This window comes from Streptomyces sp. NPDC098101 (genome assembly GCF_044760185.1).
Classification (GTDB): Bacteria; Actinomycetota; Actinomycetes; order Streptomycetales; family Streptomycetaceae; genus Streptomyces.
The window spans coordinates 354,755-372,001 of sequence record NZ_JBIWAS010000005.1 but is presented as its reverse complement, the minus strand read 5'-3'; the positions used below and the strand labels follow the sequence as shown (position 1 = coordinate 372,001).

Below are 17,247 nucleotides of genomic sequence, written 5' to 3'. Positions count from 1 at the left end.
CATGAACCCGCGCCTTCTGCAACTCGCGCGGGAGTCTCGTGGCTTGTCCCAGTCCAAGTTGGCTGGACTCGCAGGCATCTCACAGGCCGCCCTGTCCAAGGCGGAGAACGGCATCGGAACCCTGACTCCCGAGCGCGTGCAAGCGGTGGCGGAAGCCCTCGGCTACCCCAGAGACCTCCTGGACTGGCCGGATGAACCCGTGGGCCTAGGCCCATCAGGCTTCTACCACCGCAAGCAGTCCGGCCTTGGCAAGACCGCGCTCCAGCGGATCGAAGCCGAGGTCAATCTGCTGCTCATGCAGCTCCGCCGGCTCGAAGCCAGTGTGGACATCGAGCCGATATACCGGCTGCCCGTCCTCGACGCAGACGAGCACACTCCGGAACAGGCCGCAGCAAAGGTCCGAGCAAGCTGGCTGCTGCCCGATGGGCCGGTACACGACGTCATCCGAACCGTCGAGAGAGCCGGCATCGTCGTCGTACGACGGGACCTGGAATCCCCAAAGATCTTCGGTCTCAGCGTCAGGACACCCAATAGCCTGCCCGTGATCATCCTCAACGAAGGCATGCCACCGGCACGGGAACGGTTCACCGTCCTTCACGAGCTGGGACACCTCGTCATGCACCAGCTGCCGAGCGACAATGGCGAACGGGAAGCAGACACCTTCGCCTCCGAATTCCTGATGCCCGGTTCCCTCATCGGACCTCACCTGTCCGGCCTCACGCTCCAGCGAGCGATCCAGCTCAAGCAACACTGGAAGGCGTCCATGGCCGCAGTGATCCAGACTGCGAAGCGCCTGGAACGCATCGATGAGAACAAGTACAAGAGTCTGCAAGTCCAGTTGACGCAGCACGGTTACCGCCGGAACGAGCCCGCGGAGCCTGACCGCGAAGAACCGAGCATCCTGACCAACATCCTGGAGACGCACCGATTGGATCACGGGTACTCGGACAGGGAGCTGGCCACCGTGGTCGGACTGCAGCTCCGTGAGTTCCGGTCCGAGTACGGAAGCACCTTGACTCTCCACGCGGTCTGATCCGCAGAGCGACATCACACACGACACCAGGACCGCGATCGATAAGGCGCTATGCTTCGGTCAGGCGACCACGCTCGCCGTTACGTCGGACTTGGGTCACTCCCGCAGCTACCCAGGGTTGAGGGCGCAAAGTGCCGTCGGGCGCGCGTGATTGAAAACTGTCGTTCCTCCTATGGGGCGCAGTGGGCGGGAGCACTGAGGCGCGCCCGCTGGGAGCCAGACATGTCGCTCGACAGGGATATCACCACACTCGGACGCCGCATCCGACGCGAGTCCGGGAACGCCATCCTTTTCCAAGAGGCACGGTTGATCGCCGCGCGCGAGTTGGGTGGATTGCCCGTCCACACCATGGCACCCGAGGAACGGATTCCCCTCCGCGCCCAGTACACCGGGGAGAGCAAAGCCGCCGCCCGGTCCGCGATCAGCAGCGACACGCGCGGTTTGGGCCTAGACCACTGCTCGGACGACCAGCGCGCCTTCCGGGCCCTACTAGCGCTCGCACTTTTCAACGGCAATGTGTACACCGGCCCGACGGCTAGGTGGAACTACTCGGTTGTCGCCTCGTATGACCCAGTGATGTCACCCCGCATGGACCAGTTGGTAATGGTGGCAGAGCGCGCCCCGGAGAACGTGGCCACCCGGCTGATGGCCACTGTGGGGGCCGACACACGCGGCATCCCTGGGCTACGGCATGAGGTCACCTACACATGTCACGGACAACGCTCCGTCTGTCTGCGTCATCTGCCCACTGGTGCACTGCTGACCATCACCGGTGACCCGGCCGGATGCCAGCGCGGCAACAGGCGCAGCCACGTACCCCGGCACTCCTATCTCACACTGGACGACGACCTCACCGTGCACGAGCGCCGCACACTGGCAGCGGTCCCCCCGATTTCGGGAGAAGCGACCACTCTGCTGGCAGGTCTCGTTTCCCGCTACAACCTGGTTGACCGACGTGGCCACTGGGCGACCAGTCTGTCCTGGGACCCTCTGGAGCGCCCCGGAGTCGAACGCCGGAAGGAACCGGAAGTGATTCGGCACGGTCCCGTACGTCGACTCTGGGGCGCCGGCGGCTCATGGAAGCTCCGCTGGACCGGCTATCCCGAACCCCGCGACCTGGCTCTGGCCCTGACGCACCAGGAGGCCGGGATCAAGGGCGCAAGATTTACTCGCCACGGTGACACCTACCGGGTGGTGCTGGGCACCGCCTCGCTCGACCTGTGCGATGGGAAGGGCTGATCCATGCCGTTCCTCATCGACCACCTAGGGTCCGTACCCGTGCTGGCGGCTGCCGTTGTCCTGGGTGTACTCCGCTTCATGTTTCCGAAGGATTCTCGCCATCGCCTGGAGCTGTGGAAAGCCGTCCTCGAGCACCGGCGTCTACGTTGGCAGGTGACCGAGAGCCGCCGCAAGGTTGGGAGATCCGGTGAGACGGGCCGACTGAATCTTCCTGCTAGAGCGGAACGAGGCAAAGGTCACCGATCAGCTCAGCGGGGGCGAGTCCGGGGCTGATGCTGACGTTGCGCCCTTGTGGCGCAAGCTAAGTGTCAGTCTGCAAACAGCACGAAGCCACTGAGCGACCAGCCTGGCACTCCTGCCACTCCTCCGTCCGATCGGCTGAGGTTTACGGCAGGAAAGAGGGGACGCCTTCGGCGCATTACGTGGGAGCCATCGGGGAGCCAACCCGTTCCCCGCGCCCTCCCGAAACCACGCGAAACCTACCGAGCCCAACGCCCTGACCTGCGGAAAAGTCAAACTGACAGGTCTCAATCTTGCCCGGACCTCATTCGGGACGAAGAGGTCGTGGGTTCAAATCCCGCCACCCCGACAGCTGAAGTAAACAGGTGAGCCACCTAGCGACATCGCTAGGTGGCTCACCTGTTTTCGTCTGCGCGTCTGTCTGCGCGACCACTCCGCCAAACCCTCGGGGCGGGTTCCGGCCAAACCGATAAGCGTCCCGTCTGAGGGGTTTGGGCACATGGCCCCCTTTGTCTGCAAGGCTCCGGATATAGACCACTGTCATATGCCGCAGGACAGAGGTGTCCCTTGGTCGACGGCGAGATGAAAACAGTGTCCACCATCGACGTCTCCCCCGCAGCCGAAACCGCATCAGTGGACAAACGCGCTGGTCAGCGGACTGCTAGGTTCCCTGCGACATGAAGCGTCCGGCCCGGCGGCAGCCGTCGGCGGGCCTCCAGCGAGCGAAGGACCAGCATGACGTCGCCCGACCGCCCTTCCGGCAGGGAACCCCATGACGACGGCCACCGCAGGGTCAGCCTGTGGTTGGCCGGTGTGACGGCCGTCGCCGGTCTGATCGCGGCGTTGGCCGCCCTGATCTCGGCGGTTCGGGGATGAAGCGGAGGTGACGGCCCGGGGAGGCCGCTAGATCACCGGCGGGCGCCCCAGCCGCGTCATGCGCAGGACCGTCGACCAGCGGATCGGGACGCGGGGGCCCGCCGGGTGGCGGATGCCCTCGGCGAAGCCGGTGAGCCAGGCGCCGAGGCCGGGGAGGGAGCGGGTGCGGGCCAGGGTGAGGAGGGTCCAGACGCCGAGGTAGACGGGGACCAGGAGGGCCGGGAGGTTGCGCTTGGCCAGCCAGACGCGGTTGCGGGCGGTCATGCGGTGGTAGACGGCGTGCCGGGCCGGGCTGGTCTTCGGGTGCTGGAGGAGGAGCTTCGGCTCGTAGACGACCTTCCAGCCCGCGTCGAGGGCCCGCCAGGCGAGGTCCGTCTCCTCGTGGGTGAAGAAGAAGTCCTCCGGCCAGCCGCCGATCTCGTCGAGCATCCGCATCGACAGGCCGTGGCCGCCGCCGAGGAAGGTGGTCACCTCGCCGCCGCGCATCGGGTCCTTCGCCCCCAGGCGGGGGACGTGCCGCCGCTGGGTCTCGCCGGTCTCGTCCGCGATGCGGAACGAGACCACGCCGAGCGCCGGGTCCCCGTCGTACAGGTCCGCGAGACGGCGGAAGACGTCCCGGTCGACGAGCAGGCCGTCGTCGTCGAGGTCCACCACCACGTCCACGTCGCCGAAGGCCCGGAGCGTGTCGAGCGCGACGTTCCGGCCGCCCGTCACCCCCCGGTTCTCCGGGAGTTCGACCCCGGTGACGCCCTCGGGCAGCTCCGGGAGCGAGCCCGTGCCGTTGCCGACGACCACGATCCGGGCGGCCGGCTCGTCCTGGGCCGCCACGGCGTCGAGCAGCGCCCGCAGCTCGGCCGGGCGCGTGCCCATCGTCAGTACCGCCACACCGATACGCGGTCGCGCCACGGTCCGCTCCGTTCCTCGCAGGCCAAAGGTCCTCGCAGGCCGCGAAGGCCTTTCGGGCCGCGATGCTAGCCGTCCCGCGTCGCCTTCCGTTCACCCGGACCACGGATGTCGTGCACCGCGGGGGCGTTCGGAGGGGGAGCGCGGCGAGGAGCGCGACCGCACGGCTCTACGCTGGTTCCCTTCCGTCAAGTTGATCGATCTTCGAAAGGGTGGTCTCCAGGTGCTGGTCGCGGACCGATATCGGCTTCACGTGTGTATCGGCCGGGGCGGCATGGGCGAGGTGTGGCAGGCCACCGACGAGGTCCTCGGCCGGTCCGTGGCCGTGAAGCTGATGCTGGCCAACGCGGCCGACCCCGCCGCGGGCGACCGGTTCCGCCTGGAGGCGCAGACCGCCGCCCGGCTCAGCCACCCGCACGTGGTGGGCGTCTTCGACTTCGGCACCTGGGACGGGAAGCTGTTCCTCGTCATGGAGTTGGTCGAGGGCGACAGCCTCGCCGGAAGCCCCTCCGACCCCCTGGTCCTGCCGCCCGAGCGGGTCGCCGTGGTCGCCGCGCACGCCGCCGCCGGGCTCGCGGCCGCGCACCGGCAGGGCGTGGTGCACCGGGACATCAAGCCGGGGAACCTGCTCATCGACGCCGAAGGGACCGTGAAGCTCGCCGACTTCGGCATCGCCCGCTTCGTCGACGACCCCTCGGCCGCGCTCACGACGACCGGTCAGATCGTGGGCACCGGCCTGTACCTGGCGCCCGAGCGGGCCCTCGGGCAGCCCGCCTCGCCCGCCTCCGACGTGTACTCGCTGGGCTGCGTGCTCTACCAACTGCTCACCGGAAGACCCCCGTTCCGCGCGGACACCGCCACCGCCCTGCTCTACCAGCACATCGACACCCCGCCCGCGCCGCCCGCGCACCTCGGGGTCGCGCTGCCGCCCGAGTTCGAGTCGTACCTGCTGAGCCTGCTGGCGAAGCAGCCCGAGCAGCGGCCCTCCGCGCAGGCCATCGCCGACTGGTTCTCCTCCGGCGCCTGGCGTTCCTACCACCAGGCCCCGCCCGCTCCCGCGCCGCACCGCCCCGCGCCCATGCCCCGGCACGTGCCCGCCCCCACCCCGCCGCCGATGACCGCGCCCGCCGCGCCCGCGTCCCGGCGGCGCGAGCGCCCGGCCCCCGGCGGCGGGCTCGCGGAGCTCTCCCGGCGCCGCCCGCGCAAGACGGCCGCCGTGGCCGGGGCCATCGCCTTCGTGGTCTTCCTGATCATCGGGATGGCCTGGCTCTCCTGAGGCCCGCGGCGCGGTCACGGACGGTTCAGTACGGCCTCGGCGCCATCACCAGCGGGTCCCCCTCGTCCGCCGGGACCAGCAGGCAGCGCGGTGTGCCGGGGCCCGCGGTCGCCCGTACGGTCACCGTCGTCGGAGGGTCGGTCGGCAGCTCGACCGGGAGCGCGACCTGCCGTTCGCGCCCGATCACGACCCGGGCGGTCTCCTTGCCGTCGACGAGGACGTCGACGGCCGCCGAGTGGCCCGTCTCCACGGTCACGGAGACCGAGTGCCCCAGGTGGTCGATGTGGAAGTGGTGCCGTCGTCTCATGGGTCACCTCCGTACCTCCCAGGGTAGGTACGGCCCGGCCCTCCCGCCCCTCCCCGCTCCCCGCTCCGGCGTGCGGGCGCGGGGGCCCGGTGGTCAGATGGACCGGTACGAAACGACATAGAACGGCACAGAACATTACGTACCGGTACGGCGAGCACCGCCCGCGCGGAACGGAGCACCCCGCCCATGAGCGACACCCTCCCCTCGTTCGAGGACACGACGGACTTCGAGAACGCCGACCGGGGCTTCCTCGCCGCCCTCGTCCCCGGCACGGTCACGGACGCCGGCGGGCGGACGGTCTGGGACGGCGACGCCTACGCGTTCCTGGAGGCGGACTGTCCCGACACCGCCCACCCCAGCCTCTGGCGGCAGGCCCGGCTCTGCGCCCGGCAGGGGCTCTACGAGGTCACCGAGGGCGTCTACCAGGTGCGGGGCCTCGACCTGTCGAACATGACGCTCGTCGAGGGCGAGCGCGGGGTCGTCGTCATCGACCCGCTGATCTCCGTGGAGACCGCCGCCGCGGCCCTCGCGCTCTACCGGGAGCACCGGGGCGACCGCCCGGTCACCGGCCTGATCTACACCCACTCGCACGGCGACCACTTCGGCGGGGCCCGGGGCGTCCTGCCCCGCGGCACCGAGGAGGGCGTGCCGGTCCTCGCCCCGGCCGGCTTCCTGGAGCACGCCGTCAGCGAGAACGTGTACGCGGGCAACGCCATGACCCGCCGGGCCGGCTACATGTACGGGGCGAACCTGCCGAAGGCGCCGGACGCCCAGATCGGCGCCGGGCTCGGCCAGACCACGTCCGTCGGCACCATCAGCCTGATCCCGCCGACCGTCGACATCACGGAGACCGGCCAGGAGGAGACGGTCGACGGCGTGCGGATCGTCTTCCAGCTCACGCCGGGCACCGAGGCCCCGGCCGAGATGAACTTCCTCTTCCCCGACCTCCGCGCCCTGTGCCTGGCCGAGAACGCCACGCACAACCTGCACAACGTCCTGACCCTGCGCGGCGCGGTCGTCCGCGACGCCCGGATCTGGTCCGTGTACCTCGACGAGGCGATCGAGTACTTCCACGGGCGGTACGACGTCGCCTTCGCCTCCCACCACTGGCCCACCTGGGGCCACGACGAGGTGGTGCGGTTCCTGACCGAGCAGCGCGACCTCTACGCGTACCTGCACGACCAGACGCTGCGGATGCTCAACGAGGGCCTGACCGCGTCGGAGATCGCCGAGCTGCTCGAACCGCCGCCGGCGCTCGCCCGCGCCTGGCACGCGCGCGGGTACTACGGCTCCCTGAACCACAACGCGAAGGCGGTCTACCAGCGCTACCTGGGCTGGTTCGACGGCAACGTGGCCCACCTCTGGGAGCACCCGCCGGTCGAGCTCGCCAAGCGGTACGTGGCGGTGGCGGGCGGACCCGCCGAGGCCCTCGCCAAGGCACGCGCGTACGTGGCGGAGGGCGACCTGCGGTTCGCCGCGACCCTCCTGAACCACCTGGTCTTCGCCACCGCGCCGGAGGTCCCCGTGGGCGAGGAGCGCCCGGCGAGCGCGGTGCACGAGGAGGCCAGGGAGACGCTCGCCGGGGTCTACGACCGGCTGGGGTACGGCTCCGAGAACGGCCCCTGGCGCAACTTCTACCTCACCTCGGCGCAGGAGCTGCGGCAGGGGGCCGGGGGCGAGGTGCTCGACACCACCAACCCCGAGATGGCGGCGGCCCTCACCGTCCCGATGCTGATCGACTCGATCGCCGTCGCGATCGACGGGCCGCGCGCCTGGGACGACGACCTGACGATCGACCTGGTCCCGACGGACGGCCCGGAGGGCGGACGGCGGCGGCTCACCCTGCACAACGGGGCCCTCACCCACCGGGCGGTCACCGACCCCCGGACGCCCGCCGGGCTCACCCTGACCCTGTCCAAGCAGCAACTGCTCGGCCTGCTCGACGGACAGGGGCCCGGGGAGCTCGGGGTCGGGGTGGAGGGCGACCCCGCCCTGCTCGCCCGTCTCCTCTCGTACGTGACGAAGCCCGACCCGCTCTTCCCGATCGTGACGCCGTGAGGCCGTGAGCCGGTGAGGCCGTGACGCCGTGAGCCCGTGAGCCCGTGAGCCCGTGACGCCGTGAGCCCGTAGGGCCTGTGGAACTAGGGCTCCTCGGAGAGGGCGAACAGGCCCAGGTCCGCGCCCTCTTCGCGCGCCCGGCGCAGCTCCTCCTCGCCGAGCGCCTCCCGCAGGGCCCGCTCGCCGCGCTTCCGTGCCGTCAGGACGGCGGCCGTCGGGCGGTACGCCTCGCCGAAGACGGAGGTCCGCAGCACGTCCACGGCGCCCAGGAGGCGGGCGGCGGAGACGGGCCGTCCGGTCGCGATCCGCAGCTCCGCGAGGAGTTCGGCCGCGCAGGACGCCCCGGCCGCCGAGCCGAGCGTCAGATGGCCCCGGAGCGCCCTCCGGGCGTGCTCGGCGGCCCTCCCCCGCTCCCCGTCCCAGGCGAGGAGCTCGGCACGCGCGTGGTGCGCCCAGGCGTCGGCCCACAGGTCCCGTCCGGCCCAGGCCCGCCGCCCCGCCCGTTCGAGCGGCAGCCGGTCCAGGGCCTCCTGCGCCGCCTCCGGGTCGGTGCGGGCGAGGGCGAGCGCGAGCCCGGCCCAGGCCGGTTCGCGGCCGGGGCCGAAGTCCGGGTGCTCCGCCGTCAGGGCCAGCGCCTCGCGGAACTCGGCCGCCGCCGCGCGCGTGCGCCCCTGGTGGAGGGCGGTGGAGCCGCGCAGCTGGGCCAGCAGGCCCAGGCAGCGGTCGTCGCCGTCCCGTACGGCCGCCGCCCAGGCCCGGACGAGCAGCGGGTCGGCGTCCTCGGGGCGGCCCGCCTCCAGCTCCAGGTGGGCGGCGAGCCACAGGGCGCGGGCCGGCGGCGGCCCGGGGTGCAGGGCGAGCGCGTGCCGCAGCCGGGTCCGGCCCTCGGCGACCCGGCCGCAGGCCACCCACAGGAACCACAGGGAGACCGCGATCTCGACGGCCGTGCCGGCCTCGGCGCTCGGGGAGAGCGGCGCGGTCGTGGGGTCCATGGCGGCGGCCAGGTCCGGGAGTTCCCGCAGGGCGAGGTCGCGGGCGTCGAGCTGCCGGCCGCTCTGCCACCGGTCGGCGGCCCGGCGGGCGAGCCCGGCGCACCACCTGCGGTGGTGCAGGACGACGGCCCAGCGGTCGCCGCGTTCGGTGAGCCTGCGGGCGCCCACCGCGCGCATGGGGAGCGGCATCCAGTAACGGGGCGCGTCCTCCTCGCCGTCGAACAGGTCGTCGACGGGCAGGAGCGCGAGGGGGGCGAGCCGGTCGAGGACCGCCCCGATCCGGGACGAGGGGAGGGTGCCGGAGGCGCACACCTCGCGGACGGCGTCCCGGCCGAAGGCGCCCTCGAAGACGGAGAGCCGCTCCCACAGGAGCCGCTCGTCGGGGTCGCAGCGGGCGTATCCGCCCTCGGCGGCGGCGAGCTGACCGGCGGTCACCGGCTCGCCCCACAGCAGCTCGGTCCCGGGGGTCTCAGGGGTCCCGCCGGGCCCGGCACACTCGACGCCGCCGACGCCCCCCGCGTCCCCGGCGCTCCCGGCACTCCCCGCGCCCCAACTGCTCCCCGTACCCCCGCCGCTTCCCGTACCCCCACCGCTTCCCGTGTCCCCGGCACTCCCGGCGCTTCCGGCGCTCCGGATGTCCCTGAGGTGTCCGATGCGCCGGACGCGTCCGGTCGTGTCGACGGCCGGATCCCCGGCCGGGCGACCGGACGGGCGTCCGTTCCCCCGCGAGTGCCTCGTCATCCCCACCCTTCCTGGTGTACGCGCGCGTGGGATGTGGTGCCCCGGACCGTCGTGTCCGCGGGCCGTTCCACGGGCCGTGCCCGCGCGCGTGTCCGCGCGTTGTGCCCGACGTCATGGCGGAGGCCACCGTCGCGGGCTTGAATGCACGTGCCCCGGTGCACATCCTGGGGCCCCTCGGAACCCGGAGGCGGGGTTTTCCGGGGATCGGCCAAGGAGGCACATGGATACCGGGGAATCCGTCCTGGGAGAGGCGGATCTGGCGCTGATCCACGCGCTGCAGATGGCTCCGCGCGCCAGCTGGACGCAGCTCTCGGCCGTCCTGGAGGCGAGCCCCGACACCCTCGCCCGGCGCTGGGAGCACCTCAGCGGCAAGGGCTACGCCTGGAGTTCGCTGCTGGCCGCCCGGCACGGCAAGGAGGCCACCCTGTACGCGTGGGTGGAGCTGGAGTGCGTCGCCGGGGCCATCGAGGCCACCGCGGGCGAGCTCGCGGAGGACCCCTGCACCCTCGGCGTCCACCAGGTGACCGGCGACGCCGACCTGGTGCTGCTCGTCGCCTCCCCCGACCTCTACGCCCTCGACGCCTACTTGGCCGGCCGGGTGCGGCGGCTGCCGGGGGTGCTCCGGTGCCGCGCGCAGGTCGTCACGCGGCTGCACAACCGCCCGTACCGGTCGCGGATCGACCAGCTCACCCCCGGGCAGATCCAGCTCCTCACGGAGCTGACGGGCGGGGAGCGGCGGGGCCGGGTCCACGCGCGCGCGTACCCGCACGTGACCGAGCTGGACCGGCGGATCGTCGCGGAGCTGGCGGGGGACGCCCGCCGCAGCGCCGCCGAGCTCGCCCGGCGGTGCGGCACGAGCGAGTCGACGGTACGGCGCAGGCTGGACGTCCTGGCGACGACCGGCGCCTTCCACCACCACTGCCTGCCCGCCCCCCGGTTCTCCGGGCGTCCGGTGTGGGCGCTGGTCACGGCGGACGTCCCTCCCCTGGAGGTGCCGGAGACGGTCGCCGCGCTCGGCCGGCTGCGCCAGGCCCGGCTGGTCACCTCGGTCACCGGGCCGCACAACCTGGCGCTCGCGATGTGGCTCCGTACCGTCGACGAGCTGCACGAGGTGACGGCGGCGCTCGTCCGGGCCGCGTCGGCGCTGCGGATCACGGGCACCTCGCTCTCGCTGCGCACGCACAAGATCGGGGCGCAGGTCCTCGGCCCGGACGGCCGGCGGACGCACCACGTGCGCCCGGGGGACACGGCCTGAGGCCGGGCGGGACCGGGCGGCTCAGGCCGGGCGGGACGCCTTGACCGAGTACATCAGGGGGACGCGGGGGCGGTCCGCCGGGAAGCGGTAGTAGCCGTCCTCGTGCCGCTGGAGCGTGCCGTAGCGGGGGAAGAGCGAGACGTCGTGCTCGTGCAGGAAGTCGATCCGCAGGCCCGCCCGCGCGAGCGCCGTGACGACCTCGCCGACCGGGTGCACCCACTCCACGCTGCGGTTGTGGACGGTGGTGGCGTCGAGGTCGGCGTACGTGCCCGGGGTGGTGTCCACCCACGGGTCGCGGACGAAGTAGTCGTGCACGATCCGGCTGCCGGTCTCGTCGTCGAGCGAGTCGGTCAGCGGATGGAACTCGGCCAGGTAGAGGAAGCCGCCGGGGGCGACGAGCGAGGCGGCGGTCTCCGCCCAGCGCTCGACGTCGGGCAGCCAGCACAGCGCCCCGCCGCCGGTGTAGACGACGTCGTACGAGTCGTCGGGGACGGCCCCGGCCGCGTCGTACACGTCGGCGGCGACGAACGCGGCCCGCTCCTGCGCGAGGCCGAGGTCGGCGGCGAGCGAGCGGGCGGTCTCGACGGCCGGCTCGGAGAAGTCCAGGCCGACGACGTGGGCGGCGCCCTGCCGGGCCCAGGAGAGGGTGTCCAGGCCGATGTGGCACTGGAGGTGGAGCAGGGTGCGCCCGGTGACGTCCCCGACCTCCGCCAGCTCGAAGTCCCGCAGGACGTTCCTGCCCGCGCGGAAGGCGTCGAGGTCGTAGAAGGAACCCGCCGCGTGGATCGGGACGCGCTCGTCCCAGCGCGCCCGGTTGGCCTCGCGCCAGTCCTCGGGGGTCGGAGAGTACATGTCGGCGAGGTTATCCACAGGCTGCGGAGCACGCGACCCGATCGTCCGCCGCCCGGAGCATGATGGGTGCCATGACTGAGAGCAAGCAGGTCCAGAACACCGCCGCGCCCGTCTGGGAGCAGCGCTTCCGCGCGCCCCGCGTCTCCCTGCCCGACTGGGCCGAGGAGGCGCCGGACCGCTCCCTGTTCGTGTCGAACGCGACGGGGACGTACGAGCTGTACGCGTGGGACCGGGCGACCGGGGAGCAGCGGCAGGTCACGGACCGGCCGAACGGGACGACGGACGGGACGCTGTCCCCGGACGGCGAGTGGATCTGGTGGTTCGCGGACACCGACGGGGACGAGTTCGGGGTGTGGATGCGGCAGCCGTTCGCGGGCGGCGCGGACGAGCCGGCCGTGCCGGACCTGGCCCCCTCCTATCCGGCCGGGCTCGCCATCGGCCGGGAGGGCACGCTCGTGGTGGGCCGCTCCACGGACGAGGACGGCTCGACGGTCCACCTCGTACGGCCCGGGGCCGGCGCCCCGGTCGAGATCTACCGGCACCGGGAGTCGGCCGGGGTCGGCGACCTGTCGTACGACGGCTCGCTGGTCGCGATCGAGCACACCGAGCACGGGGACGCGATGCACTCGGCGCTGCGGGTGCTGCGCGCCTCGGACGGGAGCGTGGTCGCGGAGCTCGACGACACCAAGGACGGCACGGAGGAGCTGGGCCTCACGGTCCTGGGCTTCGCCCCGGCCGCCGGGGACACCCGGCTGCTCGTCGGCCACCAGCGGCGGGGGCGCTGGGAGCCGATGCTCTGGGACGTGGCGACGGGCGCCGAGACCGATCTGCGGCTCGACCTGCCGGGCGACGTGTCGGCGGAGTGGTACCCGGACGGCTCGGGCCTGCTGATCGTGCACGGCTTCGAGGCCCGCAGCGAGCTGTGGCGGTACGAGATCGCCACCGGCGCCCTGGTGCGGGTGGAGACCCCGGCCGGTTCGGTGTCGGACGCGACGGCCCGGCCGGACGGCTCCGTGGAGTACCTGTGGTCCTCGGCCGCCGAGCCGCCGGTGGTGCGCTCCACGGACGGCGGGATCGTCCTGGACCCGCCCGGCCCGAAGGCGCCGCCGTCGCTGCCGGTGGAGGACGTGTGGGTGGAGGGGCCCGGCGGCCGGGTCCACGCGCTGGTGCAGCGCCCGGCGGAGGGCGGGGGCCCGTTCCCGACGGTCTTCGAGGTGCACGGCGGTCCGGCCTGGCACGACAGCGACGCCTTCGCGTCGGGCCCGGCGGCCTGGCTGGACCACGGATACGCGGTGGTGCGGGTCAACTACCGGGGCTCGACGGGATACGGCCGGGAGTGGACGGACGCGCTGAAGCACCGGGTCGGCCTGATCGAGCTGGAGGACATCGAGGCGGTCCGGGAGTGGGCGGTGACGAGCGGGCTCGCGGACCCGGAGCGGCTGGTCCTCTCCGGCGGCTCGTGGGGCGGCTATCTGACGCTCCTGGGCCTGGGCACCCGGCCGGACGCCTGGGCGGTCGGTCTGGCGGCGGTCCCGGTCGCGGACTACGTGACGGCGTACGAGGACGAGATGGAGGCCCTGAAGGCGCTGGACCGCACGCTCCTGGGCGGCTCGCCCGAGGAGGTGCCCGAGCGGTACGCGGCCTCGTCGCCGCTGACGTACGTGGACGCGGTGAAGGCGCCGGTGCACATCTCGGCCGGGGTCAACGACCCGCGCTGCCCGATCCGGCAGATCGACAACTACGTCGACCGGCTGGCGGCCCGGGGCGCGGTCCACGAGGTGTACCGGTACGACGCGGGCCACGGCTCCCTGGTGGTGGAGGAGCGGATCAAGCAGGTCGCCCTGGACCTGGCGTTCGCCGCGAAGCACCTGGGGACCCGGCCGGTCTAGGACCCGTCCCGCGGATCGGGGCCGCGCAGAGCCCCGGTCCGGGCACCCGGGCGACGGGGGACCGGGCGGCCTTGCGTACCGTGGGGGGCGTGTACCGGTTCCTGAGAACTCCCCGCTGGTGGGGGATCAACCTCTTCGTCCTCCTCGCGATCCCGTTCTGCGTCTTCATGGGGACCTGGCAGCTGGGGAAGTTCGAGGACCGCGTCGACACCCACCAGGAGGCGGAGCGGCGGCCCGCGCCGAGCGCGGCGAAGGCCGAGCCGCTGGACTCTCTGCTTCCGGTGGACAAGGAGACGTCGGGCCGCACGGCCGAGGCGCGCGGCCGGTTCGGGGACCAGTTCCTCGTGCCGGGCCGCGAGCTGGACGGCCGGAGCGGCGCGTACGTCCTGACGCTGCTGCGGACGGACGGCGGCCGGTCGCTGCCGGTGGTCCGGGGCTGGCTCCCCGAGGGCGCCGCGGCGCCCGCCCCGCCGTCCGGCGAGGTCACGGTGGTGGGCGCGCTCCAGGCCTCGGAGAACCAGGGGTCGAAGGGCGTCCGCGCGGCGGGCGGCCTGCCCGAGGGGCAGCTCGGCATGATCAGCGCGGCGTCCCTGGTGAACGTGGTGACGGACGACGTCTACGACGCCTGGATCACCCTCGCGGACTCCCCCGCCGGTCTCACGCCGGTCCCGGCGGCGGCCGCCGCGGGCACGGGCCTGGACGCGAAGGCCTTCCAGAACCTGGGCTACACGGCGGAGTGGTTCGTCTTCGCCGGCTTCGTGCTCTTCATGTGGTTCCGCCTGGTGCGGCGCGAGGCGGAGGCCTCCCGGGACGAGGCGCTGGGCCTGTCGGGCGCGTAGGGGCCGCACGGCCCGTGAAGCCCGGGGCCTCGCCCTGGCCGAGCACCGGGTGCAGCCGTCATGATCACTGGATGACTGACGAGACGGTTGCCGAGAAGACCTGGCGGCTCATGCTGGAGGGGCATCCCACGGTGCGGCAGGGAGAGCCCGAGGTCGTCGCGGCCGCCCACGCGGAACCCCGGCTGCGGGCCCTGTTCCCGTTTCCGAGCCACGGGGCGCTGACCTTCCACCGCAACACGCACTTCCCGTGGAGCAACGACCTGCCGTTCATCGTCGGCGACGCGCGGTCGTGCACCGTGTACGCGCCGCTGAGGGAGTCGCCGCGCGTCCTGGGCGAGGCGCTCACACCGGCCGAGGCGGCCGCGCTGGTGGTGGCCCACCTGCCGGACGACTGCGGACCGGCCTACGAGGGGCCGTGGCCCCCGGCTCCGGAATCCGGGGCCGGGGCGCGCCCCGGGGCTCAGGAGGAGCCGAGCAGGCCGGTGCGGTAGACGGTGCCGGCGCAGGCGCCGGGGACGACCGCCGACAGCGAGGGGCCGCCGGGCTCCGCGGTGTGGCTGACCACGACGCTTCCGTCCGCCGGGCCGCCGTCCGCCAGGAGCAGCTGGGCCGCCGGGCCGCCCTCGGCCCCCGGGACCGGCTCCGGGCTGCCGCCGGCGCCGCCGGAGCCCGGACCGCCGCTGGGCTCGGGGTTGGTCGTGGGCTCGGTCGGGGTGGGCGTCGGGGGCGGTGTGGTCGGCGGCTCGACGGGCGTGGTCGGCGTCGGGGTGGGCGTGGTCCCGGTCGTCGGACAGGTCTCGCTCGGCACCCAGACGAACTTCACCTCGTAGGAGCCGTTCGGCTTCAGGACGAGCCGGGCGGACTCCCGCGAGGAGCCGAGCGGGTCGCCGGAGGTGTGCCGGACCACCGAGATGCGCCCGGGGTCGGCCGCTCCCCGGGCCTCGAAGCCGACGACGCCCGCGCCGTCCACGACGCAGGGGGTGCCGGAGACGTTGACGACGCGGAAGCTGCCGTACACCTTGCCCTCGGCGTCGGGACCGCCGGCCTGCGCGCCGCCGGAGCCGAGCTGGCCGGACGTGCAGCGGCCGACGCCGGAGCCGTCCCCCTCCACGCCTCCCGGGGTCTCGCCGGAGGCCTCGGCACCCGGCCCCTCCGGCTTGCCGGAGGAGCCGTCGGCGCCGCCCTCTCCGCCGTCCTGGCTCGGGGAGACGCTGCTCGCGGGGGCCTTGGAGCTCTGGCCGCCCTCGACGCCGGTCTCGGCGCCGGTGCCGCCCTGGGCGTCCTCGCCGTGGCCGGCGTTCACGGGGCTGGCGGTGGTGGTCCCCTCCGAGGAGGCGACGTGCACGAAGGCCGGGACGGCCGTGCCGATGAGGACCGCGGCGGCCGCGGCGCCCACGACAGCCTGCCGCTTGCGGGCGCGCCGGGCGGGCACGGCCCGGCGCAGGTGCTCCAGCGACCCGAGGGAGGGTTCCAGTCCTCCCACGGCGCCCTGCAGCATCCGCCGCAGCGCCAGCTCCTCGTCCCCGTCTCCGTCGCCGGGCCCGGGCTCGATGTTCACCATGCGCTGTCCACTCAGATCGTCGCGTTCGTCTCGGGCACGGGCCTCGGGGCCCCCGGTGACCTTACGGTCCCCGGCGCCCGGCCCTTCTCCCCCGGATCCCCCGGTTCCCTCGTGGTCGTCGGCGCCCGTTCCGCGCCCCCCGGAGTCCCCGGAGCCCTCCGCGGTCCCGGGATCCCCGGCACCGGCCCCGCGTTCCTCGGGTTCCCCGTGGTCCTCCGCGCGGTCCTCGGCGCCCGTCCCGTGGTCGTCGGGTGCGCCGTGGTCGCGGCCCTCCGGGCGCACGCCCTCCTCCGGGGCGGTCCCGTCCTCGGGAGTCCCGCCCCGCTCGCCGTACGTCCCGCTCACGACGTCGCTCCCATCGCGACGCGCAGGGCGGCCATGCCCCGCGAGCCGTACGCCTTCACCGAGCCCAGGGATATCCCCAGCGTCTCGGCGACCTGGACCTCGGTCATGTCCGCGAAGTACCGCAGGACGAGGACCTCGCGCTGGCGCCGCTGGAGCCCGCGCATGGCCTTGATCAGGTCCTCGCGCTCCAGCCGGTCGTACGCCCCCTCCTCCGCGCTGGCCATGTCCGGCATCGGCTTCGAGAGGAGCTTGAGGCCGAGGATGCGGCGGCGCAGCGCGGACCGGGAGAGGTTCACGACGGTCTGGCGCAGGTAGGCGAGCGTCTTCTCCGGCTCACGGACCCGCTTGCGGGCCGAGTGGACGCGGATGAACGCCTCCTGGACCACGTCCTCGCAGGAGGCCGTGTCGTCGAGGAGCAGCGCGGCGAGCCCGAGCAGCGACCGGTAGTGGGCGCGATAGGTCTCGGTGAGGTGGTCGACGGTGGTGCCGACGGCCGGAGCCCCCTCGTCGCTCGTGCGGGGTGCGGGAATGCCGTTCACCCGGGTGGACCGGGAACCGGTGGTCACGGGGGCGATCACCGGCATTCCGCCGAGGGCCCGCGGGCGCCGGAAGGGGGCGACGACGGAGCCGCGCACGGAGTCGGCGACGCCGCTCCGTACGGGGAGCAACGCCGTGCCCGCGCCGCGCAGCGGGGCGATGGTCGCGATGTCGAGTACCTCTGCCACGCCTGTTGGACACGCCTGCCCCCGGCAGGGTTGTACGCGCTCGCCGTCCTTTTCGACGGCGGGTTGTTCGTCCTCATGCGTACCTGTTCTCCCCCGATGCCCCGCTTTCACAGCGC

The 17,247-nt window shown here is 73.2% G+C and carries 14 protein-coding genes; 8 read left to right on the top strand and 6 right to left on the bottom strand.

Annotated features, from left to right (window positions below):
• Nucleotide 1 precedes the first annotated feature (1 nt).
• Nucleotides 2-1,033, top strand: coding sequence for a helix-turn-helix domain-containing protein (locus ACIQVI_RS24600; protein ID WP_388663163.1), 1,032 nt, complete (start codon nucleotides 2-4; stop codon nucleotides 1,031-1,033).
• Nucleotides 1,034-1,255: 222 nt separating this feature from the next.
• Nucleotides 1,256-2,272, top strand: coding sequence for a hypothetical protein (locus ACIQVI_RS24595; protein ID WP_403599442.1), 1,017 nt, complete (start codon nucleotides 1,256-1,258; stop codon nucleotides 2,270-2,272).
• A 1,143-nt stretch (nucleotides 2,273-3,415) separates the two neighbouring features.
• Here ACIQVI_RS24595 and ACIQVI_RS24590 read toward each other — a convergent pair.
• Nucleotides 3,416-4,294 (bottom strand): glycosyltransferase family 2 protein, encoded by an 879-nt coding sequence (locus ACIQVI_RS24590; RefSeq protein ID WP_403599439.1) that lies wholly within the window; start codon nucleotides 4,292-4,294, stop codon nucleotides 3,416-3,418.
• Between the two features lie 220 nt (nucleotides 4,295-4,514).
• Here ACIQVI_RS24590 and ACIQVI_RS24585 point away from each other — a divergent pair, with 220 nt between their 5' ends.
• A complete protein-coding gene (locus tag ACIQVI_RS24585; RefSeq protein ID WP_351971887.1) occupies nucleotides 4,515-5,567 on the top strand; it encodes a serine/threonine-protein kinase in 1,053 nt (350 codons plus the stop codon).
• A gap of 25 nt (nucleotides 5,568-5,592) precedes the next feature.
• Here the strand turns inward: ACIQVI_RS24585 and ACIQVI_RS24580 are convergent, their stop codons facing one another.
• The gene (locus ACIQVI_RS24580; protein ID WP_351971886.1) at nucleotides 5,593-5,874 is read right to left on the bottom strand and encodes a hypothetical protein; all 282 of its coding nucleotides are present in this window, start codon (nucleotides 5,872-5,874) and stop codon (nucleotides 5,593-5,595) included.
• A gap of 186 nt (nucleotides 5,875-6,060) precedes the next feature.
• Here ACIQVI_RS24580 and ACIQVI_RS24575 point away from each other — a divergent pair, with 186 nt between their 5' ends.
• Nucleotides 6,061-7,932, top strand: coding sequence for an alkyl/aryl-sulfatase (locus ACIQVI_RS24575; protein WP_403599435.1), 1,872 nt, complete (start codon nucleotides 6,061-6,063; stop codon nucleotides 7,930-7,932).
• An 83-nt stretch (nucleotides 7,933-8,015) separates the two neighbouring features.
• Here the strand turns inward: ACIQVI_RS24575 and ACIQVI_RS24570 are convergent, their stop codons facing one another.
• Nucleotides 8,016-9,359, bottom strand: coding sequence for a tetratricopeptide repeat protein (locus ACIQVI_RS24570; protein WP_403599432.1), 1,344 nt, complete (start codon nucleotides 9,357-9,359; stop codon nucleotides 8,016-8,018).
• Between the two features lie 526 nt (nucleotides 9,360-9,885).
• Between ACIQVI_RS24570 and ACIQVI_RS24565 the strand changes: the two genes are divergently transcribed.
• Nucleotides 9,886-10,920, top strand: coding sequence for an Lrp/AsnC family transcriptional regulator (locus tag ACIQVI_RS24565; RefSeq protein ID WP_403599429.1), 1,035 nt, complete (start codon nucleotides 9,886-9,888; stop codon nucleotides 10,918-10,920).
• Nucleotides 10,921-10,941: 21 nt separating this feature from the next.
• Here ACIQVI_RS24565 and ACIQVI_RS24560 read toward each other — a convergent pair whose 3' ends face one another.
• Nucleotides 10,942-11,772 carry a class I SAM-dependent methyltransferase gene (locus ACIQVI_RS24560; protein ID WP_351971882.1) on the bottom strand — a complete coding sequence of 277 codons (831 nt, stop codon included), beginning with the start codon at nucleotides 11,770-11,772 and terminating at the stop codon, nucleotides 10,942-10,944.
• A gap of 62 nt (nucleotides 11,773-11,834) precedes the next feature.
• On the opposite strand from ACIQVI_RS24560, the gene ACIQVI_RS24555 reads away from it, so the two are divergent.
• From ACIQVI_RS24555 to ACIQVI_RS24545, 3 genes are all read left to right on the top strand, one after another.
• Nucleotides 11,835-13,661, top strand: a complete 1,827-nt coding sequence (locus ACIQVI_RS24555) for a prolyl oligopeptidase family serine peptidase (RefSeq protein ID WP_403599425.1) — start codon at nucleotides 11,835-11,837, stop codon at nucleotides 13,659-13,661.
• A gap of 89 nt (nucleotides 13,662-13,750) precedes the next feature.
• Nucleotides 13,751-14,500 (top strand): SURF1 family protein, encoded by a 750-nt coding sequence (locus ACIQVI_RS24550; RefSeq protein WP_403599422.1) that lies wholly within the window; start codon nucleotides 13,751-13,753, stop codon nucleotides 14,498-14,500.
• Between the two features lie 71 nt (nucleotides 14,501-14,571).
• Nucleotides 14,572-14,991: a DUF6193 family natural product biosynthesis protein gene (locus ACIQVI_RS24545; RefSeq protein ID WP_403599419.1), complete on the top strand. Its 420-nt coding sequence runs from the start codon at nucleotides 14,572-14,574 to the stop codon at nucleotides 14,989-14,991.
• Here ACIQVI_RS24545 and ACIQVI_RS24540 read toward each other — a convergent pair.
• A complete protein-coding gene (locus ACIQVI_RS24540; protein WP_403599416.1) occupies nucleotides 14,961-16,406 on the bottom strand; it encodes a hypothetical protein in 1,446 nt (481 codons plus the stop codon). The two genes, ACIQVI_RS24545 and ACIQVI_RS24540, sit on opposite strands and share 31 nt — an antisense overlap.
• Nucleotides 16,403-17,131: a SigE family RNA polymerase sigma factor gene (locus ACIQVI_RS24535; protein ID WP_403599413.1), complete on the bottom strand. Its 729-nt coding sequence runs from the start codon at nucleotides 17,129-17,131 to the stop codon at nucleotides 16,403-16,405. Before ACIQVI_RS24535 ends, ACIQVI_RS24540 begins: the two co-directional genes overlap by 4 nt.
• Nucleotides 17,132-17,247: the final 116 nt, after the last annotated feature.

What these genes read in the sequence shown, in the direction of transcription:
- ACIQVI_RS24565 (WP_403599429.1), top strand. Translation starts at nt 9,886, where the DNA reads ATGGATACCGGGGAATCCGTCCTGGGAGAGGCGGATCTGGCGCTGATC.
- ACIQVI_RS24555 (WP_403599425.1), top strand. Translation starts at nt 11,835, where the DNA reads ATGGGTGCCATGACTGAGAGCAAGCAGGTCCAGAACACCGCCGCGCCC.
- ACIQVI_RS24600 (WP_388663163.1), top strand. Translation starts at nt 2, where the DNA reads ATGAACCCGCGCCTTCTGCAACTCGCGCGGGAGTCTCGTGGCTTGTCC.
- ACIQVI_RS24595 (WP_403599442.1), top strand. Translation starts at nt 1,256, where the DNA reads ATGTCGCTCGACAGGGATATCACCACACTCGGACGCCGCATCCGACGC.
- ACIQVI_RS24560 (WP_351971882.1), bottom strand. Translation starts at nt 11,772, where the DNA reads ATGTACTCTCCGACCCCCGAGGACTGGCGCGAGGCCAACCGGGCGCGC.
- ACIQVI_RS24545 (WP_403599419.1), top strand. Translation starts at nt 14,572, where the DNA reads ATGACTGACGAGACGGTTGCCGAGAAGACCTGGCGGCTCATGCTGGAG.
- ACIQVI_RS24575 (WP_403599435.1), top strand. Translation starts at nt 6,061, where the DNA reads ATGAGCGACACCCTCCCCTCGTTCGAGGACACGACGGACTTCGAGAAC.
- ACIQVI_RS24580 (WP_351971886.1), bottom strand. Translation starts at nt 5,874, where the DNA reads ATGAGACGACGGCACCACTTCCACATCGACCACCTGGGGCACTCGGTC.